The organism is Butyrivibrio sp. INlla21 (assembly GCF_900116875.1).
Lineage (GTDB): Bacteria > Bacillota > Clostridia > Lachnospirales > Lachnospiraceae > Butyrivibrio.
The window spans coordinates 1-20898 of record NZ_FPCC01000002.1; the positions used below are offsets into that span (position 1 = coordinate 1).

25 protein-coding genes are annotated in these 20898 nt (G+C 41.0%); 22 read left to right on the forward strand and 3 right to left on the reverse strand.

What is annotated here, in order from left to right; translation table 11 throughout:
• The 13 genes from BM377_RS16175 to BM377_RS00075 all read left to right on the forward strand — a co-directional run.
• The coding region (locus tag BM377_RS16175; protein ID WP_092241778.1) for a hypothetical protein at nt 1-804 on the forward strand (804 nt) is incomplete at its 5' end.
• A 1-nt stretch (nt 805) separates the two neighbouring features.
• Nucleotides 806-1309 (forward strand): hypothetical protein, encoded by a 504-nt coding sequence (locus BM377_RS00015; RefSeq protein WP_092241781.1) that lies wholly within the window; start codon nt 806-808, stop codon nt 1307-1309.
• Nucleotides 1310-1314: 5 nt separating this feature from the next.
• Complete coding sequence (locus BM377_RS00020) at nt 1315-1614, forward strand: DUF6572 domain-containing protein (RefSeq protein WP_074461400.1); 300 nt, start codon at nt 1315-1317, stop codon at nt 1612-1614.
• An 11-nt stretch (nt 1615-1625) separates the two neighbouring features.
• Complete coding sequence (locus BM377_RS00025) at nt 1626-2057, forward strand: DUF600 family protein (RefSeq protein ID WP_143104437.1); 432 nt, start codon at nt 1626-1628, stop codon at nt 2055-2057.
• 512 nt (nt 2058-2569) lie between these two features.
• The gene (locus BM377_RS00035; RefSeq protein ID WP_092241791.1) at nt 2570-2845 is read left to right on the forward strand and encodes a hypothetical protein; all 276 of its coding nucleotides are present in this window, start codon (nt 2570-2572) and stop codon (nt 2843-2845) included.
• A 3-nt stretch (nt 2846-2848) separates the two neighbouring features.
• Nucleotides 2849-3214, forward strand: coding sequence for a DUF7674 family protein (locus tag BM377_RS00040; RefSeq protein WP_092241797.1), 366 nt, complete (start codon nt 2849-2851; stop codon nt 3212-3214).
• A gap of 20 nt (nt 3215-3234) precedes the next feature.
• Entirely contained in the window at nt 3235-3513 is a 279-nt protein-coding gene (locus tag BM377_RS00045) for a hypothetical protein (RefSeq protein WP_092241800.1), read from the forward strand.
• Nucleotides 3514-3901: 388 nt separating this feature from the next.
• Nucleotides 3902-4324, forward strand: coding sequence for a hypothetical protein (locus BM377_RS16180; RefSeq protein ID WP_177223740.1), 423 nt, complete (start codon nt 3902-3904; stop codon nt 4322-4324).
• A gap of 79 nt (nt 4325-4403) precedes the next feature.
• The gene (locus BM377_RS00055) at nt 4404-5621 is read left to right on the forward strand and encodes a PoNe immunity protein domain-containing protein (protein WP_177223741.1); all 1218 of its coding nucleotides are present in this window, start codon (nt 4404-4406) and stop codon (nt 5619-5621) included.
• A 70-nt stretch (nt 5622-5691) separates the two neighbouring features.
• A complete protein-coding gene (locus BM377_RS00060; RefSeq protein WP_092241805.1) occupies nt 5692-5934 on the forward strand; it encodes a hypothetical protein in 243 nt (80 codons plus the stop codon).
• Between the two features lie 99 nt (nt 5935-6033).
• A complete protein-coding gene (locus tag BM377_RS00065) occupies nt 6034-6297 on the forward strand; it encodes a hypothetical protein (protein ID WP_092241809.1) in 264 nt (87 codons plus the stop codon).
• Nucleotides 6298-6308: 11 nt separating this feature from the next.
• Nucleotides 6309-6677 carry a DUF7674 family protein gene (locus BM377_RS00070; RefSeq protein WP_092241810.1) on the forward strand — a complete coding sequence of 123 codons (369 nt, stop codon included), beginning with the start codon at nt 6309-6311 and terminating at the stop codon, nt 6675-6677.
• On the forward strand, nt 6678-7277 hold the full coding sequence (locus tag BM377_RS00075) for a hypothetical protein (protein WP_092241811.1): 600 nt from the start codon (nt 6678-6680) through the stop codon (nt 7275-7277).
• A 33-nt stretch (nt 7278-7310) separates the two neighbouring features.
• Here BM377_RS00075 and BM377_RS00080 read toward each other — a convergent pair whose 3' ends face one another.
• Together BM377_RS00080 and BM377_RS00085 are read right to left on the reverse strand one after the other, a co-directional pair.
• Nucleotides 7311-7820, reverse strand: a complete 510-nt coding sequence (locus BM377_RS00080) for a Gx transporter family protein (protein WP_092241814.1) — start codon at nt 7818-7820, stop codon at nt 7311-7313.
• Between the two features lie 23 nt (nt 7821-7843).
• Nucleotides 7844-8227: a NusG domain II-containing protein gene (locus tag BM377_RS00085; RefSeq protein ID WP_092241817.1), complete on the reverse strand. Its 384-nt coding sequence runs from the start codon at nt 8225-8227 to the stop codon at nt 7844-7846.
• Nucleotides 8228-8495: 268 nt separating this feature from the next.
• Here BM377_RS00085 and BM377_RS00090 point away from each other — a divergent pair, with 268 nt between their 5' ends.
• The 4 genes from BM377_RS00090 (at nt 8496) to BM377_RS00105 (ending at nt 14089) form a co-directional block, all read left to right on the forward strand.
• The gene (locus BM377_RS00090) at nt 8496-10622 is read left to right on the forward strand and encodes a hypothetical protein (protein ID WP_092241818.1); all 2127 of its coding nucleotides are present in this window, start codon (nt 8496-8498) and stop codon (nt 10620-10622) included.
• A gap of 120 nt (nt 10623-10742) precedes the next feature.
• Complete coding sequence (locus BM377_RS00095) at nt 10743-12041, forward strand: GTP-binding protein (protein WP_092241820.1); 1299 nt, start codon at nt 10743-10745, stop codon at nt 12039-12041.
• Nucleotides 12042-12058: 17 nt separating this feature from the next.
• Nucleotides 12059-13000: a TIGR03943 family putative permease subunit gene (locus tag BM377_RS00100; RefSeq protein WP_242948054.1), complete on the forward strand. Its 942-nt coding sequence runs from the start codon at nt 12059-12061 to the stop codon at nt 12998-13000.
• A 57-nt stretch (nt 13001-13057) separates the two neighbouring features.
• Nucleotides 13058-14089 (forward strand): putative ABC transporter permease, encoded by a 1032-nt coding sequence (locus tag BM377_RS00105; protein WP_092241822.1) that lies wholly within the window; start codon nt 13058-13060, stop codon nt 14087-14089.
• Nucleotides 14090-14169: 80 nt separating this feature from the next.
• Here the strand turns inward: BM377_RS00105 and rpsT are convergent, their stop codons facing one another.
• Nucleotides 14170-14433 carry a 30S ribosomal protein S20 gene (rpsT, locus tag BM377_RS00110; protein ID WP_092241825.1) on the reverse strand — a complete coding sequence of 88 codons (264 nt, stop codon included), beginning with the start codon at nt 14431-14433 and terminating at the stop codon, nt 14170-14172.
• 220 nt (nt 14434-14653) lie between these two features.
• Here rpsT and lepA point away from each other — a divergent pair, with 220 nt between their 5' ends.
• From lepA to BM377_RS00135, 5 genes are all read left to right on the forward strand, one after another.
• Entirely contained in the window at nt 14654-16462 is a 1809-nt protein-coding gene (gene lepA / locus BM377_RS00115; RefSeq protein ID WP_092241827.1) for a translation elongation factor 4, read from the forward strand.
• Nucleotides 16463-16505: 43 nt separating this feature from the next.
• On the forward strand, nt 16506-17648 hold the full coding sequence (hemW, locus tag BM377_RS00120; protein ID WP_092241828.1) for a radical SAM family heme chaperone HemW: 1143 nt from the start codon (nt 16506-16508) through the stop codon (nt 17646-17648).
• A gap of 58 nt (nt 17649-17706) precedes the next feature.
• Nucleotides 17707-18300: a 5'-deoxynucleotidase gene (yfbR, locus tag BM377_RS00125; protein WP_092241831.1), complete on the forward strand. Its 594-nt coding sequence runs from the start codon at nt 17707-17709 to the stop codon at nt 18298-18300.
• A 77-nt stretch (nt 18301-18377) separates the two neighbouring features.
• Nucleotides 18378-19499 carry an HD-GYP domain-containing protein gene (locus BM377_RS00130; RefSeq protein ID WP_092241833.1) on the forward strand — a complete coding sequence of 374 codons (1122 nt, stop codon included), beginning with the start codon at nt 18378-18380 and terminating at the stop codon, nt 19497-19499.
• 15 nt (nt 19500-19514) lie between these two features.
• Nucleotides 19515-20576: a type IV pilus twitching motility protein PilT gene (locus BM377_RS00135; protein ID WP_092241835.1), complete on the forward strand. Its 1062-nt coding sequence runs from the start codon at nt 19515-19517 to the stop codon at nt 20574-20576.
• Nucleotides 20577-20898: the final 322 nt, after the last annotated feature.

Genomic DNA, 20898 nt, shown 5'->3' on the forward strand with positions numbered 1-20898 from the left:
GGCGGAGAAGTCGCCAAAGGAGCAGAAGTCGCAGGCGAAGCTACTGAGACCGTAGTAAACTCATTAGACGATATTGAGAGAGTAGCCGATAAGATCGATGATGTTGAAAGAGTTGTCGATAAGCTTGACGATGTAGAGAAAGTAGTAGATAAAGCAGGCGATGCCGCAGAGGTCACCTTAAAGAAGATAGACGACGCTGCAGAAGTTGCAGCAGGTGCTACGGATGATGTGGCAAAAATTGGTTCTGACGCGAATTATTATGTTGGTCCAAACGGTAAAGCCTTGCCTAGTCAATACAAAGATTGGATTGGAACAAATATACAAGCGGAAAATGTTAAGAAGGTAGAAAAGGCTGTCGATGGAACGAGCGACGTTACGAAAGTGGCCGGCGATACTGCGGAGGATGTTGCAAAAGCTACTGGAGATACTGCAGAAGATGTTACAAAGGCAGGAAAGTATGCAAAGAACTACAATCCGGAGGTAATATTGCCTAGCAAGCCGCATACAAATGGTACAGATGGACATTGGGAGACTATACTTGATGAAGTTGAAGCTATGAAGCAGAGTGGGGAATATGAAAAAATATATGTTAATAAAGGGCTGAGTAATGAGATACCTGATGCAAAGCCTAATAGAAGACCGGATATTATGGGAGTAAGACCAGATGGAACAATTGATCAGGTAGAAGTTCCGAGCAAAACAGATAATCCAAAAGATTTAATTGATAGGATGAAATCTAATCAGGAAATTATAGGGAAAGAAAGGGCTGGAACCATTAGAATCAGGAATATAGGCGGTGATTGATATGAAAGATATAAAAATTTCAATAACAATGTGGGGAGCAGAAAAAGGAAATTGGATAGAATTTTATACAGATATTAAAGAAATAATAGATAATTTAGGGTATGAGCACACTCACATTGGTATAAAAAATGGAAAGTTTTCTTCTGGAAAAATAATGACTGTAAAGCGTAAAGAAAAAGAAATTTTTGAAAGCATAAATGGAGGCGATTTGCCTTTGAGTTTTTCGTTATATTCTTTACCTAAGAATTATAAAGTAGCATCATTTGATTATGATTTTTTATGTGAAAGAAATGCTTCGTATATATCTGTTATTATTAAAGAGAATGATTATAATGCATCTATTGAGAAAACAATATTATCTGTATTAGAAAAGTATATTGACTTAGAATATGGCGAAGTATACTCGGTATTGGCATCTGAAATGCCATTGTTATATGCTGAGACAAGAGATACAAAGAATTTGAAAACATATAGTATGATAAAAATATTGAAAAATAGGAGCTGAAAAATATGGACACAAATTCAATTGACATTATCGGTAAAAGAGTTGATGGTGGAATTGATTTAGTTATCATAGTGCCTGATGTGCTTGAAGATTCTGAGGAATTACAATCTCAGTTGCTTGATAAGATTGAAAACTACTTGAATTATATTAAAGGGGCAGAGTTTAAAAAAGATTTTCCAGGTATCAGTTCTGATAATATTTTTATTAAGCTGAAATTACGAGTGGAGCCATCTGAAAGGCTATTGAAGTGGCTGGATGAAATCAAGAGGTGGGTTGAATCTAGCGGAGTAAAACTTTTAGTGTGAGTAGTAAGATTATGAAAGAAGGATTTGAACACGTTTTTTCGGATATTCAAGCGGATATGGTAGCTATATGCTTAGAATATGTTGAAGGAAAAGCAGATAAAATGTTTATTTATGGGTCATATGAATCAAATGCAATGACTTGTAATTATTTCTATATAGTAGATGGAGAATTATATAAAAAGAGTAAATTACCGGCGGGATATGATGTAAGTATAGATAGGCAAAAGGCATGCATGAAAATATTATTTGATGATATGGATAGGTTGATTTCGGCTTGCGCTGAATATGAAGCGGATATGCCAACAGAAATTAAGCTTGTATATGATGTTAAGAATAATAAGCTTAAAGCCGATTATCAATATGATGAGATTTTTTCGAATACAGATGAGAATGCAAATGATATATTTGAAAAGTGGTATCAAGAGATGCTAGAAGAACTTTAGGTTAAAAAGAAGTGATAATGAGCTAAAAAGCAATCTTCTGTTTGGGCAATTGGAGCCTATTCCTGGAAGATTGCTTTTCTTTTAATCTTTTTTATAAAACGTTGATTCATAGCCATCAGCTCGAAGGAGGCCGTTTGCCCAGGATGGAATTATAGCCATTTGTTTGCAGATATAATCAACGGATTTATCCATAGGGCACTCTATGATTACTTCGTCATGGACATGTGCGCAGATATTATATGCGGACAGGTTTTTCATGGAGTTGCAGAGAATATCGCGGCTAATGGCTTGGGATCCCATACATTTGCATATGAGAATCTGGTTTCAGGGCCTGTGATTACTTTACTATTTGACATATTATTTGTCCTCCATGTATTCTTTAAAATCTTCTGCGGCCAAGTTGAATTCAGGTCGCTTGTCGTTAATAGGTACTAAAACTGGTTTTCCTTTTGGTTTTGTTATGTAATTCCCGAGTACTTAAAAGAGTTGAAAAAGTTGCTGAAGAAGAAAAATTGTTAGATCAAGTAGATAATCCTCAGTTGGAGAATGCTATAAAGGAGTTATATAGAGGAAAATCATTTATAGGTGATGGGGGTACTGCCGATGTTATTAGGTTTGAGAAAGAAACTGGATTGATGTTGGGAAGAAATCATGGTTCCCATGTTCAAAAGGGAATTGATATGGCAAAGTATATAGAAAACAAGATTTTAACTCAAAATTTAAACTCATCGGATAGAGAATTGGCCACAAAACTAGTGGAAGAGCTTCATAATGCATTGGGAAGGTAAAAGATGGAATACATGAATTTATATAAGTCCTTCAAACAGGAAAATTCTGAAGGTCAATTGTTTTTTGAAACAAAAGAAAAAGAGAATCTAATTGATGAAACCGACGGTATGCATGTCGCCTTTGGTATGGTGGTGGTTCCTTATATTTTAGAAATTATAAAAAATGGTAAGGAGTCAGAAATAACAAAAGCATTTGCTTTTTTGGAAAAAATGGCATTATCCGAAGAAGTGAAGATATGTGAGGTGTTGGATTTTACTGTAATTGAGAAGATAGCTGATCAAGGTCATGAAATTCTCAATCAATGTAAAAACTACATGGGATTAAACACATTAAAACACTGTGAGGAAGTAGAGAAGTATTTTATGTGAAACGGCGCTTGAAGATTAATATGAAATACGAATTTATTGACGACAAAAACACGATGGTAATTACTACAAAAAACATTGTTAGTAAAGAAAAAAGTATAGTGTTGGTATCACATGATGAAGACGACGGAATGTGGGAGGTCCTAGAAGGCGAAGAGGTGAAAGAAGAGGACGCAATGATTATTTCACTATACGAAATGGTCAATATCGATCCGACTGTTAATCAGGTTGCTGATTTACCTTTGGGATGGATTGCTTACAGAGACATTGAACAAGATAAATGGATAAAACAGAAAAACTAAAGATTGATTCTGTGACATGATTCCAATATTTGTAGTTTAGGCATGTTTATGATGGTATTTGTCAATTTTACATGCCTGTTTTGCTGGATTTATCGGTATTTCAATTGCATTTCGGCTCATAACGGAAGTACGTGAGCATGCACTTCGAGGTAATTTACAGAAGTGCATGCTTTTTGTGCTTTCAGGAGTGAAGGGTATACATGTATTTCAGAGAAAACATTAGATTTACATGCCGCAAAACGGTATAGCGTATATTTTTTGGAACCGGACTTACGCCGGGAGATGCTTAGTGCAAAGCCTTATTTTAAGAATGGTTTCGCTCGACACGGGGCTTTATTTCGTATAAAATTTGAGAAGAAATGTTTTGCAAGGGAGCAGAGTATATCTGATGATTTCGTTATTGTCGATGGCGGCGGGAACCGTCGCAGGTCTTTTTATATCGGTGCTGAAAGCCGTGTTTTCCATGCTTTCATGGTTCTTGGGGCTTATTGCCAAGGGGTTTAAGTTTTTGTTTTGTCTTTTGCCCGTAACGGCTGTGTGCGTGGCACTTCTTTTTGTTCTCAATTTATTTATCCTTGTGACAGGTAATATCGGAAAGCTTATAAACGCTACGGAGAGTAGTGCTGCGAACGATAACGTCAAGCATGAGGCGGAGAAGCTTTTGTTTGTCGGCTTTAAGAACGTCGCCGATACTTACAATAATGTCAGACAGTGGTGGATGAGCGAGGTTTATCCGTACAAAGGAAGCATTGCTTACATTTTTCTGATGCTGTTTACGGTGATCATGTTGATTCGGTTTTATCTAAAGTAGATGAGACTGGAAAAGTAACAACATTTAGACTTGATGAAACTGGAAAAATAATTGGCGAATGGCCTTAAGGGAGAAATACATGAGAGATACAAGATGTTCTTCAAAATTTTTAGAAATTGTTTTGAAGGCGACTGTGCCGGATATTTCTGATATTAGAAGTGAAATTATTGATTTAGAAGAATGCGAACAGAAGGGGATTCAGCGATATCCAAAAAAAAATCTTGAAGTTATATATAGTTGTAAAGAGGATTTAATTGTTGATTTTAGAGATATTCTGGATGCACAGTATTCTATGGACCGTATTGATATAAGCTATGAAGAACTTTTCGATATGTTTTTAGAATATGCGGTTCAGCTCAATCTTGAGGATGTAGGTTATATTGTTTTTTTGAGATTCTTCTCATTAGGAATAATGCTTGAACTTGGCAAAGAGAAGTTAAAGCCATTAGTAGACAAGCTTGATAAAGATGAAATCGATGATATCTTATTAAGCTATCTTGCTGAAGGCTACGGACTAAAAAGATCATTCAGATCAACAAAGTTCTACAGAGAGTCACCGTATGAAAATGCAGCATCGATATGTGAAGTAGCTGTAACTGATAAAGCCAAAGCAAAAGAGATGCTAAAAGATTATATGAAAAATTACCTTAAGGCCCATTCAGACATGGGATGGCCTAAGGCTGCCAATGACTGGGCGGATTACAGAGGGTTATGGTCTTATGAAGCGGCAGCAATCTCAAAACTCTTTGGGATTGATGACAGTGAACTTAAGGATGATATGAATTATCCCTATGATCTTGCTCATTATAAGAATGGTGAGATTATTGCTCATAGTATAGAGATAATGAAGCCAGTTAAGGAAGAAATCAATCTTGATGTTGCAACAAATGGAATAACAAACAACAGAGAGCTTGAGGGTATTGTTCCTCCTATTTTCCAAGATAGGATAAACGAGCTTATCAGCGATTATAGTACTATTTCCGATAATGAGTTCTGGACTAAATACAATCTTAGGGAAGTTTGGTTTGAATGCGAAGAGTTTTCTGAAGATAGGAAGAAAGAAGAAATGCTTGGAATGCTGATTGTTTTTGAACTCGTGGAGCTCGGATATATTCTTCAGATTGACTGGAAAGAAGACTTTGAGGATTACGAAGGAGAACTAAAAAACTACTGGAACAAAGATAAAAAGATGAAAGTAGTAAGCTTCGTCCTTGATAACGATCAGCAGTATTATGCATTAGTTCCAACAGATTGCAATGTGAAATCGATTTATGAGATTCCTGTAAATGATATTTAATGAGAATGCTTTATTTGACACCATCAAGAATCCTCCTGAATGGTAGGAACTTGGTGGTGTTTGTTGATAATTGCAAAAAGAAGAGGTCTATGAATCAGCAGGCTATCTTCTGACAACGATAGGAACTATGGCCGTTGGAGGAGAATTCGGAGAAGCTTCAAAGGGCGGAGAAGTCGCCAAAGGAGCAGAAGTCGCAGGCGAGGCTACTGAGACCGTAGTTAATTCATTAGACGATATCGAGAGAGTAGCCGATAAGATCGATGATGTAGAAAGAGTTGTTGATAAGCTTGACGATGCTGAAAGAGTGGTTTAAAAAGTAGCCAATGAAACAGATGATATCGCAAAGTCTTGTGAAAATGTAAAAAAAGTTCTTGAAAATTGCCCGGAATTAGAAGGGACGATCAGAGAAAAATTGCTTTCAAAGATTCAAGATTCTAAACTGGAGAAGACTGCTAATGAGTTGTATCGACGTGGCGCTCAAGTTGGAGATGGCGGTACAGCGGCCAAGTTAGCTGAAGAATTTAGTACTGGTAATTCAAAACACTTAATTAAGGCTCAGGAGCGATTAAAAGGTTTAAACAAACTAATATCATCTGGAGAATTGGGGCTAAATGATTTGGACATTGCGGAAGCACTTAGGGATGATTTAGAATATGCAATCAATCTATTCAATTAAGGGGAGCAAATATGACACTTCAAAATTTTATTGAACAAACTATTCGTTTTTTTCCTGACATTGCGGGTGAGAAGGAAAAACACATTGAAGAATATGGTGAAATGCTGGCAACAATTTTCTTTGAAGAATCAATTATGCCAAGGGTGATTGACCTGTTAATGACCGATACTGAATATGAGAAGCTTAGGGATATTTTCTATTATTTTGAGGATGTTTCTATAAATGCAGATGAGAATCTTGATAATATTTTCTCTATAACTATTCTTGAAATGCTTGGAAATGACAGGGATATCCTTGAAATTGCTAAGAAGTATATGGGACCAGAAACCTCAAAGAAACAGAGACAAGCAGATATTGATTTAGGACGTTCGGTTTCATGAATGATTGTAGAAATGGGAGAGAGTATTAGGTTGAAAAAAATAAAAATTGTTTTACTAATTATAATGTCTATTACGTTAATTTCAGGAGCAATTTTATTTATTTTAAAGGGCGCTGATAAGAGGGAAAAAGAAAGGATACTTGAAAATGCAAATAAGAATGGATATATGATAGAATTTGCTGATGATAGCAGCCTTTTTATTGAAAAACAGAATGCGAAATTTTATTACAACGTAGATTTTTCCGGCGCTTTTTTTGATAAATGCGATATTTTAGTGGAAGAAAAAGATGTAAAGGTAAAAGAAGGCAACATAGTTATTACTATAAAGGATAAGGATAATAATTTTGTCAATGTAAGTATTCATGATTCAAGAATTTTGATAAAAGAAGATGGGACAGAAGAAGATCATTTTTATTCTACTTTTTTTACTAGTAATGATGAATTCGATGAATCTTCATTAGTGATATCAGAAGAAAAGGTAGATGATGAACAAAAATCAAAAGATGCATATAAGCATGTAATGGATTATCTGACGCCTGAAAATCTTAAGTATTATTACGAACAGGCAAAGGATATTTGCGATCATTTAAATGAAAAGTAGATATTTGAATTCTATGTAGATAAACATATTTGTTTAATGCAAGGATTGGCTTCCTATATGCCTGCATACAATGCCGCCGATAATTCCTATGATCACGCCGCTTATAACGCCTGAGATCCACAAGGCGGGAAGATACCAGACAATGAATTTTGTCTGTAATAAGATCATTGCGATCATTATCTGACCGATGTTGTGGGTGATACCGCCTGCAGCACTGACGCCTACAGGACTGAACTTATCACATCTTTTCAGAAGTATCATGATGAGAGTACTCAGGACTCCTCCGGCAAGTGAGAACCAAAGGCTCATCACTGTTCCGAATAGAAGCGATACAACCAGTATTCTGATGAGATTTATAAAGAGTGCACTTTTTTCTCCAAGCACATATAAAGCCACAACAACTACGATATTGGTAAGCCCCAGCTTCATTCCCGGCACCGCGAAGAACGCCGGTATCTGAAGTTCCACATAGCTAAGTATCATAGCGAGCGCTGCAAATATTCCGTATAAAGTTATCTTGCTTGTTTTTGTTCTTCTATCCATTTTTCCTACTTGAGCAATTTCTTTTATCCAACGACTGCGTCGTATTCCTCTTCAATTTCTTTTCCGCGAATTTCTATAACGACCTTGTTTGGCAGACATATGATCGATTGTCCTACTTTACTGATCTTGCCCATATTTACGCACAGCTTATCCGGGCAGGATGCGGATTCAAGAAAAGCCTCTCCGTTTTCGATAACAAGGACATTGCTTCCGCCGTGATAGCCGTCAATAACAAATCTTGTATCTTCATCCAATGAAAAAGACTTAACGTCTTTTCCGTCAACGCTTATAACAACCGTGCTTCCGCGTTCTTGCGATAACAACAAGATAAGCATAAGAAGGCCCGAGGCAATGAGCATACCTATGATCAGCAATATGTCGTTTTTGGTGAAATATCTTTTTATCATAAATATCGAATAACCTTTTTTCTGAAAGTCAGATTCAAATACAGTATATATACAATTTGATAAAGCTGTCAAAGTAGACGGAAAGCGCCTTTTCAATTTTTACTTGCAATTTGCCCGGGATTCTGTATAATAAATTTTCGTCGAAGTTCTTTCGACATATCTTGGATAATCATCCGAGAAATTTCCACTTTTTATTATTAAAATACTGCGGATGCGGTAGGTCTTTTTCTATGCCCTTTTTGCATGCGCAGGATCAGAAAGGAAGCATATGAAGTTAAGAGAAAAATGGGACAAACAAAACAATTCGGTCAAGCTATTGCTTAAGAAGCTTAAAAGACACGACACGAGAGTGGTGGCAGTGTCCGTAGTTATAGCGACCATCTTATGCGGAGGTTTGATCTACTTAAGTACGCCGGTTGTTACTGCGAACGCGCAGGAGAAATTCGAGGAATCCGAACGCGTGAACAAAGAAGATACCGGCAAGAAGCTTGATGAGCTTCATGATTATCTTTCTCAGATCGATGAAACTATATCCGACAACAGTGAGGATATAAAGTCTTTTTCCGAGAAGAACAAAGAAGATGACGGCAGTCGTGATGAATACAAGAACGTTGTAAACGAGAAGGCGGGAGCACTTTCCGGAAATCTTTCAACTATTCATCAGAATATAAGTGAGACAAAAACAAGACTTGAAACTCTTAAAGAGATGATCGATTCAGAGAATAAAGCAGACAAAGAAAAGATTGCTTCCGAGTTTGCTTTGGTCAACTCAGAGCTCGACAAGCTGACCAAGGATTACAACGACACCAAGGAAAAGACAACGGACCTCATGGACGAGATCAAGAAAGCCGTGAACAGCGGAAACGAGAATATTTCCAAGGAATCTATGGATCGATACAAAGAGCTTCTTGATAAGCTTACCGCTTTCAATAACGAAATGGATCAAAATAGCAAAGACCTTCTTTCAAAGAGCAATCTTAAATTTGATGAGCTGTACGGTAAGCTTTCGGGAATGATCTCAGACCTTGAAGAAGAGATGGGTAAAAGAAATGACGAAGTTATCGCTTCCAATGATAAAAAGATCAATGAGGCCATCGCTTCAAGCGACAAGAGGTTTACCGAGATAAATAACAACTTCGATCAGCAGTTCAACAGCTACGAGACCAAGATGACAACCGATATAAACGGGGTAAAAGAATATATCGATACGAAGGCGACTGCTGTAAACGAGAAGCTTGACCAGGTTTTTCAACGTGTGAGTAATGGAAAAAAGTTATTGGCATCCGCATTGCTCACAAAGGGAGTTAAGATAGGCGAGGATGCCACGTTTGCAGAGTTTGCCAAGGCTATTCAGAACATACCTCAGCAGATGGTTCTGGATTCCGGCGAAACGGCCGCTGAGATCGAGTATGAATATCATTATCACAAGAACGGCAAAGGCAAGACGGTTAACGCAAGTCTTGTAAGCGCAGCGGACAAAGGCGGTTGCTATAATACCGCGGTTTATCACAAGCACACGAGCAGCTGTTACAAAACACAGACCGTTTATATTATTTCTACCAAACAGAGTGTTACGGACAGAGGTTGGGTTAAAGACGATCCGGATGGCTCAGCAAATAACAGGTACAGATGCTCGTATTGCGGAGCAGAGTTTGTGGCTAACAGCCCAAGACATAGGGAAAAAGTTTATTCAATAGAAGAAGCCAAAAAAAGAGACGGAAAAATCGAGGATGTTGAGCAGACGACAGTTCTTTCCTGCGGTAAAAAAGACGGACAGCTCGAAGGCTACTGCGTAAGCTGCGGCTTTGCGCACGGACAGGTTGCTTCCGCACATCTTAAGTTCCAAGGAAAGAACGCCAAGTACAACACCAAGGTTGCTGCGATAAATACATCCAATGCGATCGCACCCGCATCTCTTTCGACAAGAATGGGAAAAAGCATGATGAGTCTTATCGGAATGGATTTTGGAAGCGGAGATGATGAGATTGCAGCAGGACCTGGAGCTTCAGATAGTGTAAAAGAGCTATCGTCCGGAAACAAAGGCGCAGATAGCGCTGAGACTGCAGCGATATCTGAAGTCATGGATCAGGCGACGTCCGGAGCATCCGGCTCTAACGCGGAAGTAACAACGTCAAGTACAGGGAATAATGAAGGGAATGTTGATATAAATATAAATGTAAATAATGATAATTTGGGTACAGGTATTCCTACTTCAGACGTTGTTACATCTCCGGATGCAGGTGATCATGGCGATATGCAAGATATTGATTCAGACGATCTTTCCGGGGAAACTTCGGAAGAATCGGCTCAAACCATTGACGATTCGGTAAAGGACAATTCAAAAATACAGTCCGAAGAGACGGAGCTTGCCGATGACGCGGGAGAAGGTCAATAACACGAGAATGCCAGAAATTATCGCTGTTTCGAGCTCCTTGACATTTCGATGACAGGTCAATAGAATAGATTTTGTTGTAGTGTTATTGCACAATTGAATTGTGCGGAATGGAGCAAAGAAATGACAAAGATAGATATTATTTCGGGCTTTCTCGGAGCAGGTAAGACAACTCTTATCAAGAAGCTTTTAAAGGAAGCACTGAACGGTACAAAAGTAGTTCTTATCGAGAATGAGTTCGGTGAGATCGGAATAGACGGCGGATTCTTAAAGGAGTCCGGAATCGAGATAACAGAGATGAATTCGGGATGTATCTGCTGCTCACTTGTAGGCGATTTCGAGACAAGCCTTAAGCAGGTTATGGAACAGTATTCACCTGAGAGAATCCTTATCGAGCCTTCGGGAGTAGGTAAGCTTTCAGATGTTATGAGAGCTATCCAGAATATTGCGGACACATCTGAGGAGATGGAACTTAACAGCGCGGTTACGGTTGTGGACGTATCCAAGGCTAAGGTTTATATCAAGAACTTCGGTGAGTTCTTCGTTAACCAGATTGAGAATGCCGGAACGATCATTCTTACAAGAACAGACAAGGCAGATCAGAAGAAGATCGAGCAGGCGGTTGAGCTTATTCGTGAGCACAATCCCAAGGCTACTATAATAACAACTCCTCTTAATGAGATTACGGGAAAAGAGATCCTTGATACATTCGAAGGTAACAATGACCTTGAGGCAGAGCTTCTTAAGCTTGTTATGGAAGAAGAGGAACATCATCACCACCATCATCATCACGGAAGTCACAAGACTGTAGCTGAGGATGGATCTGTAGTATACAGCGCACATCATGATCATGACGACGATGAGGATGAAGATGAGCATTGTTGCTGTCATCACCATCACCACGATGACGATGAGGATGAGCACGAGCATCACTGCTGCCACCATCACCACGATGACGACGAGGATGAGCATGAACACCACCACCATCACCACGATGATGACGAAGACGAGCACGAGCATCACTGCTGCCACCATCACCACGATGATGACGATGAGGATGAGCACGAGCATCACTGCTGCCACCATCACCACGATGATGACGAGGATGAGCATGAACATCACCACCACCATCATCATGACGCTGCAGATGTATTTACAAGCTGGGGCATGGAAACTCCTCTTAAATATACCAAGGAAGAGATCGAAGGCATGCTTGATAAGCTTGAGGATGAAGAGACCTTCGGTATCGTTCTTCGTACAAAGGGTGTTGTTCCTTCTACAGACGGAACATGGATTGAGTTTGATTATGTTCCCGGAGAAGCTGATGTCAGAACAGGATCAGCCGATGTTACAGGTAAGTTCTGCGTAATCGGATCACAGCTTAATGAAGCTAATCTTGAGAAGATGTTCCGCAGATTATGATATTAAGGAGAAAGAAAGTGAAACCCGTATATATTATCAATGGTTTTCTTGACAGCGGAAAAACAGACTTTTTCCGATATACGATCAATCAGCCCTATTTCAGGACAAGAGGTAAGACACTTCTTATCGTATGTGAAGAGGGCGAGAACGAATATGAGGAAGCTCTTCTTAAGTCCACCAATACCGTTATCGAGATGATCGAGGATGAAGAGGACTTTACTCCCGATGCCCTGATCGCTCTTGATGCCAAGTACAATCCGGAGCGTATTCTTATTGAGTACAACGGTATGTGGAATTTCAAGAATATGAGACTTCCCATTATGTGGAAGCTTGAGCAGCAGATCACGGTAATCGACGCTTCCAGCTTTGAACTGTACTTTAGCAATATGAAATCTCTTTTGGCTGAGCAGCTTCGTAATTCCGATCTGATATTATTCAATCGCTGCGACGGAATTGAAGACCTTGCTTCTTATAAGAGAAACGTTAAGGCCATAAATCAAAAGGCAGACATCATATTTGAAGACAGAAACGGAGAGGTAGATGTAACTCTCGATGAGGATCTTCCTTTTGATCTTAACAGTGATCCTATCGAGCTTAATAACTACGGCTACGGCATGTTTTATCTTGACGGACTTGAGCACGTAGACAGATACGAGGGCAAGAACGTTAAGTTTAAAGGCATGGTTCTTATTCCGCCGGAATTCCCCAAGGGAAGATTTGTTCCCGGCAGAATGGCTATGACATGCTGCGCTGAAGATATGCAGTTTTTGGGCTTTGCATGTGACTATGACAAGACCGATGAACTGCAGGAGAAGGATTGGGTCCTTGTTACAGCCAAAGTGGTTAAGGAGTTCGTGCCCGAGTATAACGGTGAAGGCCCTGTGCTTAAGGCTATTTCAGTAGAAAAGACAACAGCACCTGAGTATCCTGTTATTGATTTTTCCAATCCTCAGCAGTGATCGGGCATAGGAATTTGCTTTTAAATAAAAAAGAACATGATATAAGCGAGGGGGATTATGTTCAACTATCTGCCGCTTCAGTGGCTATTCTTATTTTATGCATATTGTTTCTTTGGTTGGTGTTTCGAATCAACCTATGTTTCAATATTACAAAAACATCCGGTGAACAGGGGCTTTATGAGAGGCCCCTTTTTGCCATTGTACGGAAGCGGCGGGATAATGATGCTTATCGTATCCAAGCCCTTCTACAATAATATTTTGCTCGTATATATCGCGGGCTGTGTCGGTGCCACTGTCCTTGAATACGTGACGGGAGTTACGATGGAGAGTCTTTTTAAGGTGAGGTATTGGGACTATTCTCATAAATTCCTTAATTACAAGGGACATATCTGCCTTGAGTCCACGCTTTTTTGGGGTGTACTGACCGTTGTGTTTACGCATTTCTTGCAGATACCTATTGAGCAAGCTCTTTTATCCATACCCTACAATATCCTTTCTATCGTGACCATGATCCTTACTGTATATATAAGCTGCGATTTCATGGTGGCATTCAAGATCGCTCTCGACCTCAGAGATGTTCTTATCTATATGGAAAAGGCTAAGGGTGAGATGCAGAGAATGCAGAAGAGACTTGATGTTATCATTGCCTTCAAGGGAGAAGAGGTTATGGAAGGTATTGAGGATGTCAAAGACGGTATCAAGGACGGTATTATCAATACTGCCTCAGGTATCAGTGAGAAGGCAGCAGGTATCGGTGATATGGCGCTTAATATCGGAAACGGTATAACAGACGGAATATCCGAGAGGCTTGATGCGCTCAGTGACGTACTCGAGAATTCTTTTGACAAGGTAAAAGAAAAGATCTCGGAATCAGCGGAATATATGGATAATTTCCGAGATGAGATTACGGAGCTCTATGCTAAATATCGTATTATAAAAGAGAGAATGACTCCGAAGCCGATCAAGAACTTCTACGACTGGTACAGAAACCGTACTATCTTAGGAAACCCTACGATGGTATCGGAGAAGTTTAAGAGCAGTCTTGAGGAAATGAGAGAGAGAGCCGAAAGACTTTCGAAAAGAAAATAAGAAAAAAGATAATAAAAAACCTCATGTCGGTGAGAAGACATGAGGTTTTGCTATTATCTAATATATTGTTCAAAGAACGATCAAGCCATCTTATTAACGGCAAGAGCGAGACGAGAAACTTTTCTAGAAGCAGTGTTCTTCTTGAAGATTCCCTTTGACTCAGCCTTATCGATAGCAGCTGTAGCAGAAAGAAGTGCCTTAGCAGCATCATCCTTGTTACCTGCCTCGATAGCAGCTCTAACCTTCTTGATTTCTGTCTTAACTGCAGACTTGATCATCTGATTTCTATCAGCTTTTTTCTGATTAACAAGTACTCTCTTCTTGGCGGATTTAATATTTGCCATAGTTACCTCCAATTTATTTTCTAATATTGTCAAGTTCGTGTGCGCATTAAGCCGGACACGGACAGTTAATGCTCATACGGTAAATAGTTTAGATGATATTACCAAAACTGTCAATAGATTTTTGTCCGGTGTCATGGTATCATATGAAGATGAAATCGCTCTGTCCCCCGAGAACAGGCGACGGGTGATTGTATTTTTATCATAGAAATGAGGTACTTTTGTGGACCAGAGTAAGATAAGAAATTTTTGTATTGTTGCGCATATCGATCACGGTAAGTCTACTCTTGCCGACAGAATGATCGAGAAGACCGGCGTTCTCACAATGAGAGAGATGACAAGCCAGGTTCTCGACAATATGGATATAGAGAGGGAGAGAGGTATCACGATCAAGTCTCAGGCCGTTCGTATGATCTACAAGGCCAAGGACGGAGAAGAGTATACCTTCAATATGATTGATACTCCCGGACATGTGGATTTCGGATATGAGGTTTCAAGAAGCCTTGCGGCTTGCGACGGAGCTATTCTTGTCGTAGACGCTACTCAGGGTGTAGAGGCGCAGACTCTTGCCAACGTGTATATGGCTCTCGATCACGATCTTGATGTATTTCCCGTTATCAACAAGATAGATCTTCCGAGCGCTCAGCCCGATGAGGTCAAGGAAGAGATTGAGGACGTGATCGGTATCGAGGCTCACGACGCTCCTCTTATTTCGGCTAAGAACGGAATCGGAATCGAAGAGGTTCTTGAAGCTGTCGTTCAGAAAATCCCTGCACCTACAGGAGATGCAAATAAGCCTCTTACAGCACTTATCTTCGACAGTATATATGATTCATACAGAGGCGTTATCGTATTTGTAAGAATACGAGACGGCGTTATCAAGAAGGGTATGAAGGTCCGCTTTATGGCTACAGGCGCAGAGGCCGAGGTTGTTGAAGTCGGTTACTTCGGTCCCGGAAGATTTATTCCAAGCGACGATCTTTCAGCAGGTGATGTAGGATACTTCACCGCATCGATCAAGAATATTCAGGATACAAGAGTCGGTGATACTGTTACCGATTCAGCAAATCCTTGCGCAGAGGCACTTCCCGGATACAAGAAGGTTATGCCCATGGTTTACTGCGGACTTTACCCTGCAGATTCCGCGCACTATTCAGATCTTAGAGATGCTCTTGAAAAGCTGCAGCTCAATGATGCTTCTCTTTTCTATGAGCCCGAGACTTCACAGGCACTCGGTTTTGGATTCCGCGCCGGTTTCCTCGGACTGCTTCACCTTGAAGTTATCCAGGAAAGACTTGAAAGAGAGTATGATCTTAACCTCGTAACCACAGCGCCCGGCGTTGTTTACAAGGTTCACAAGAATGACGGAACGGTATTTGACCTCACCAATCCTACGAATCTTCCGGATCCCACTGAGATCGACTATATGGAAGAGCCCATCGTAAGCGGCGAGATCATGGTTACCACGGAATATGTCGGTGCGATCATGCAGCTTTGCCAGGAACGACGCGGCAAATACTTAAGTACAGATTATATAGAGCAGACCAGAGCTATTCTTAAATACGAGCTTCCTCTTAATGAGATCATCTATGATTTCTTTGATGCGCTCAAATCAAGATCCAGAGGCTATGCTTCATTTGATTACGAGCTTAAGGGTTATGAGAGATCTGAGCTTGTTAAGCTTGATATCCTCATCAACAGAGAAGAGGTCGATGCTCTTTCGTTTATCGTTCACAAGGACGGGGCTTATGAGCGCGGTCGCAAGATGTGCGAAAGGCTTAAGGAAGAGATTCCGAGGCACTTATTCGAGATTCCGATCCAGGCTGCAGTCGGCGGCAAGATCATTGCAAGAGAAACCGTTAAGGCGTACAGAAAAGACGTTCTTGCCAAGTGCTACGGCGGTGATATCACCCGTAAAAAGAAGCTTCTCGAGAAGCAAAAAGAAGGTAAAAAGAAAATGCGCCAGATCGGTAACGTTGAAGTTCCGCAGGCAGCCTTCCTTAGCGTCTTAAAGCTCGACAGCGGGGACTGATTCCTTATACCAAAGCGCATCGGCGCCGGAGGTTTTCTACAATATGCATTCAAGCCAAGATTTGTCGATATATGTGCACATTCCTTTTTGTGCACGCAAATGTCTTTATTGCGATTTTTTATCTTTTACGGCGGAAAAGGATCTGATCAATAGGTATTTTGACGCCCTTTCCAAAGAAATCTGTTTATATGCGGATACATACAAGGATTATACGGTAAAGTCGGTGTTCTTCGGAGGAGGAACACCTTCCTTACCTGATACCGAGTATATCTGCGATATTCTTGATCAATTACATTCCAAATTTAAATTCAGTGAGGATGTCGAGATCACGATTGAGATGAATCCCGGAACAGCCTCTTTTGACAAGCTGATAAAATACAAGGCTGCCGGCATAAACAGGCTCAGCATAGGAGCACAGTCTTTTAATGACGATGAACTTAAGAAGCTCGGAAGGATACATGACTTTTCCACGTTTATTAAGACCTATGAGGATGCGGTGGAAGCGGGCTTTGAGAATATCAACATCGACCTGATGAGTGCTCTTCCGGGGCAGAGTCTTGAGACTTATCTTTCGACTTTGAAAAAGGCAGTTGAGCTTAAGCCTACGCATATTTCCGCTTACAGCCTTATTGTTGAGGAAGGCACACCCTTTTTTGACATGGAGCTTGATCTTCCGGATGAAGACACAGACCGCCTTATGTACCATGAGACCAAGAGAATCCTTGCAGAGAGCGGCTATCACAGATATGAGATTTCCAATTATGCATTGGGAGACGGTGAAAAGAACGAGTGCTATCACAACAAGGTTTACTGGGAACGCGGAAACTATCTCGGACTGGGGCTTGGCGCATCTTCGATGATAGAAAATGTGCGATTTAGCAATATCACTGATATAATGGAATATATCGGCAGACTTTCAGCCTCAGAGAGCGTCGTTTCGGAAAAAGAAGAGCTTTCTTTGGAATCTCAGATGGAGGAGTTCATGTTCTTGGGGCTTCGGCTTGTAAAGGGCGTTGACATGGATCTTTTTTACAGGCAGTTTGGGAAAAAGGCAGAGGATGTCTACGGAGATGTTATTGTAAAGTACAAGACACTCGGACTTATAGAGACAGACGGAAACAGATTAAGGCTTACCGAAAAGGGGCTTGATGTCAGCAATACGGTAATGGCGGAGTTCTGCTTTTGACAGGGTAAAAGAGCTTAAGCGGAGCCGAATATAATAAATCGGGGAAAAGGGGAATACGATGAATTACAATTTCTTTGCACTTATTTCAAGAATGAAATACATAGACAGATGGGCGCTTATGCGTAACACAAGGCAGGAGAATCTCTGCGAGCATTCAATGGAGGTTGCTATGATCGCGCATGCGCTTTGCACCATAGGAAATGTGCGTTACGGCAAGAATCTCGATGCCAATAAGGCCGCTCTTATCGGGCTTTATCACGATGCTTCGGAGATTATAACCGGAGATATGCCTACGCCCGTTAAATATTTTAATAAGGACTTGAAGAAAGCATATAAGGAAGTTGAAGCGATCGCAGATGATAAGCTTCTTGAAAAGCTTCCCGATGACTTAAGGCCATCTTTTGAAGCTATTTTCAAGGCGGATGATAATGACGATGAGCGTTATATGAGAAGACTTGTAAAAGCTGCGGACAAGCTGTCTGCGCTTATCAAATGTATGGCTGAGACAGGTGCGGGCAACAGCGAGTTCAGAACAGCAAAAGAGAGCACGGAGAAGACGATAAGGAGCCTTTATCAGGAGCTTCCCGAGGTTCTCGACTTTGTAAATGAGTTCCTGTCTTCATATGGCAATACTTTGGATGAACTTACTTGATTGTCATTGATTTTTTACCTGGTAGGAATGATAATTATATGTAAATAGAAGGATTTTTTTCGGAGGAGAAAGAAGGCATGCTTTTTATTAAGTGTGATGAGTTGAAACCGGGGATGAGGCTTGCAAGGCCGATTTACAGCAAGAAGGGAGCTCTTTTGTATGATAGGGCGCATGTTCTTAAGGATATGCAGAGTATCGAGAATATCAAGAACTTCGGTCTTATCGGCGTCTTTATCTTAGAGCCCGCGGAGCCTGTTCCGCCTATGACACAGGATGATATTGAATTTGAGAGGTTTCAGACGGTCATGTACCATGAGATCATGGATGAAATGGAGCATATCGTCAAGACCCATAAACAGGAGCATTTCCCGAATATTTGTGCTCAGATAATCAAGAGCTACGGTAACCTGAACAAGAAGATCACGTTCCAGCAGGCTCTTAGAAGTACAGAAGATTATATCTACAAGCATTCATTAAATGTAGGTATTTTAAGTGCCATGATATGCCATTCACTCGGCGTGTCGTTGTCAGACCAGAATGAAGCGGTTATGGCGGGAGTTATCCACGACATAGGAAAGCTTACACTTAACGCAGAGCTTCAGTCCAAGCTTAACTGTTCACAGGAGGAGCTTTCAGTTATCGATGCTCATGAAGTTGCGGGATATCCCATCATTGATGATGCATTTTCTTTCTTGCCGAATGTAAGGCGTGCTTGTAATCAGTCGAGAAAGATTCTCTATGATTATTGGCGCAATAATATAGTTGATACGAGCAAGGCTCTTATCTCTGCAAAGGTACTTGTTGTTGCGGGCGTTTTCGATAAGGAGACAGCCGTGAGAGTAGATGATGCGCCTATTTCAGAGGTGCTTGTCATCAGGAAGATGATGCAGAGAAGTGATGTTTTTGACCACAAGGTAGTAAAAGCGCTTGTTGATTCGCTCAACATTCTTTTCCCCGGCGTAAGTGTCGAGCTTAATACCGGCGAGAAGGCGCTTGTTATAAGAACCAACGAGGCTGATTTCTTAAGACCTACGGTGCTCAGCTTTAAGGATAATACAATTATCGACCTCTCCAATAGGGGCGCATATGGTAATCTCGAGATAGTAGATATCATGAAAACAATGGACAACCGCTATATCATGGATACTTCCAAGATGAAAGCTCTTGGATTCTCCGTTGATGAGCCTGAGTATGTCTGATTCAAAAGGGGTACTATGTCAAAGATTGAAGAGATCTTAAAAGAAGCAAAAGAAAGAGGGGCATCCGACGTACATATCACGGTCGGCCTTCCTCCCAAGATGAGACTTAACGGTAATCTTATCGCTATGGATAATTACGAAAAGATGATGCCGTCCGACACTCAGGAGATTGCTGAAGAGATCATGAATGAGAAACAGAGGCAGAAGCTTGAGGAGAACGGACAGCACGATATGTCTTTCTCAATCCCGGGAGTAGGTCGTTTCAGACTAAATCTCTTTAGACAAAGAGGTTCTGTCGCTATGGCTTTCAGAGTTGTTGCAACCAAGATCCCGACAGCCGAGAGCCTCGGAATACCTGAGACTGTAATAGATCTTTATAAGAAAAAAAGAGGACTCATACTTGTTACTGGACCGACCGGAAGCGGTAAGTCGACAACGCTCGCTTCCATTATCGATATGATAAACAACAACAGGGAAGCGCATGTAATAACGCTTGAAGACCCTATCGAGTTCACATACCAGCACAGACTCTCTATCGTTAACCAAAGAGAGATCGGAACGGATTCCAATTCGTACGCCAATGCGCTTAGAGCGGCACTTCGAGAGGATCCCGATGTCATTCTTGTCGGAGAGATGAGAGATCTTGAGACAATAAGCACGGCCATTACAGCTGCGGAGACCGGACATCTTGTGCTTTCTACCGTTCATACGATCGGAGCATCCAACACGGTCGACAGACTTATCGATGTATTCCCGTCTCATCAACAGCAGCAGATCAGGATTCAGCTTGCGGGAGTACTTGAAGCGGTTATTTCCCAGCAGCTTATTCCGTCGGCAGACGGCGTTTCAAGAAGCGCAGCGTTCGAAGTGCTTCATGTCAACAGCGCTGTGAGAAACCTCATCCGTGAAGGTAAGTCTCATCAGCTTATTACTTATATGCAGACGTACAGGAAGCAGGGCATGATCACAATGGACGACGCCATCCTTGATCTCTACAGAGCGCAGAAGATATCTCGCGAGATGGCGCTTCAGTTTGCTCAGGACCCCGAGACCATGCAGAACAAGATGCTGCGGTGATAGGTGGTGTGCCGCGGAAGTGTTCTTGGCGGCATGCACATATTGGCAAGATTTGAGCTTAGCACTAGGTGCTGGGCTCTTTTTTTATTGCTTTCCTGCAAGGAGCGGTCAACATCTGAATCAGGGAATGGCAGTGCTTTATCCCGCTCCTGCTTGGGCGTAGTTTATCAGCCGGAAAAGGATTGTCAATCCTTTTTCTCGGCTGATAATTCGTTGATCAAGCAGGAAAGGAATAATGTGGCAGGCCAAGGCCTGCCCGGTGTACCGCCTGGAGAGAAAAAAGAGCGCAGCGGCGGTACGAAAGTCTAGGAATGCACCGCCT

Bases quoted from the DNA above. Each gene is read 5' to 3' on its own strand.
- BM377_RS00015 (WP_092241781.1), top strand. From the start codon at position 806: ATGAAAGATATAAAAATTTCAATAACAATGTGGGGAGCAGAAAAAGGA.
- BM377_RS00020 (WP_074461400.1), top strand. From the start codon at position 1,315: ATGGACACAAATTCAATTGACATTATCGGTAAAAGAGTTGATGGTGGA.
- BM377_RS00025 (WP_143104437.1), top strand. From the start codon at position 1,626: ATGAAAGAAGGATTTGAACACGTTTTTTCGGATATTCAAGCGGATATG.
- BM377_RS00040 (WP_092241797.1), top strand. From the start codon at position 2,849: ATGGAATACATGAATTTATATAAGTCCTTCAAACAGGAAAATTCTGAA.
- BM377_RS00045 (WP_092241800.1), top strand. From the start codon at position 3,235: ATGAAATACGAATTTATTGACGACAAAAACACGATGGTAATTACTACA.
- BM377_RS16180 (WP_177223740.1), top strand. From the start codon at position 3,902: ATGATTTCGTTATTGTCGATGGCGGCGGGAACCGTCGCAGGTCTTTTT.
- BM377_RS00055 (WP_177223741.1), top strand. From the start codon at position 4,404: ATGAGAGATACAAGATGTTCTTCAAAATTTTTAGAAATTGTTTTGAAG.
- BM377_RS00070 (WP_092241810.1), top strand. From the start codon at position 6,309: ATGACACTTCAAAATTTTATTGAACAAACTATTCGTTTTTTTCCTGAC.
- BM377_RS00075 (WP_092241811.1), top strand. From the start codon at position 6,678: ATGATTGTAGAAATGGGAGAGAGTATTAGGTTGAAAAAAATAAAAATT.
- BM377_RS00080 (WP_092241814.1), bottom strand. From the start codon at position 7,820: ATGGATAGAAGAACAAAAACAAGCAAGATAACTTTATACGGAATATTT.
- BM377_RS00085 (WP_092241817.1), bottom strand. From the start codon at position 8,227: ATGATAAAAAGATATTTCACCAAAAACGACATATTGCTGATCATAGGT.
- BM377_RS00090 (WP_092241818.1), top strand. From the start codon at position 8,496: ATGAAGTTAAGAGAAAAATGGGACAAACAAAACAATTCGGTCAAGCTA.
- BM377_RS00095 (WP_092241820.1), top strand. From the start codon at position 10,743: ATGACAAAGATAGATATTATTTCGGGCTTTCTCGGAGCAGGTAAGACA.
- BM377_RS00105 (WP_092241822.1), top strand. From the start codon at position 13,058: ATGTTCAACTATCTGCCGCTTCAGTGGCTATTCTTATTTTATGCATAT.
- rpsT (WP_092241825.1), bottom strand. From the start codon at position 14,433: ATGGCAAATATTAAATCCGCCAAGAAGAGAGTACTTGTTAATCAGAAA.
- hemW (WP_092241828.1), top strand. From the start codon at position 16,506: ATGCATTCAAGCCAAGATTTGTCGATATATGTGCACATTCCTTTTTGT.
- yfbR (WP_092241831.1), top strand. From the start codon at position 17,707: ATGAATTACAATTTCTTTGCACTTATTTCAAGAATGAAATACATAGAC.
- BM377_RS00130 (WP_092241833.1), top strand. From the start codon at position 18,378: ATGCTTTTTATTAAGTGTGATGAGTTGAAACCGGGGATGAGGCTTGCA.
- BM377_RS00135 (WP_092241835.1), top strand. From the start codon at position 19,515: ATGTCAAAGATTGAAGAGATCTTAAAAGAAGCAAAAGAAAGAGGGGCA.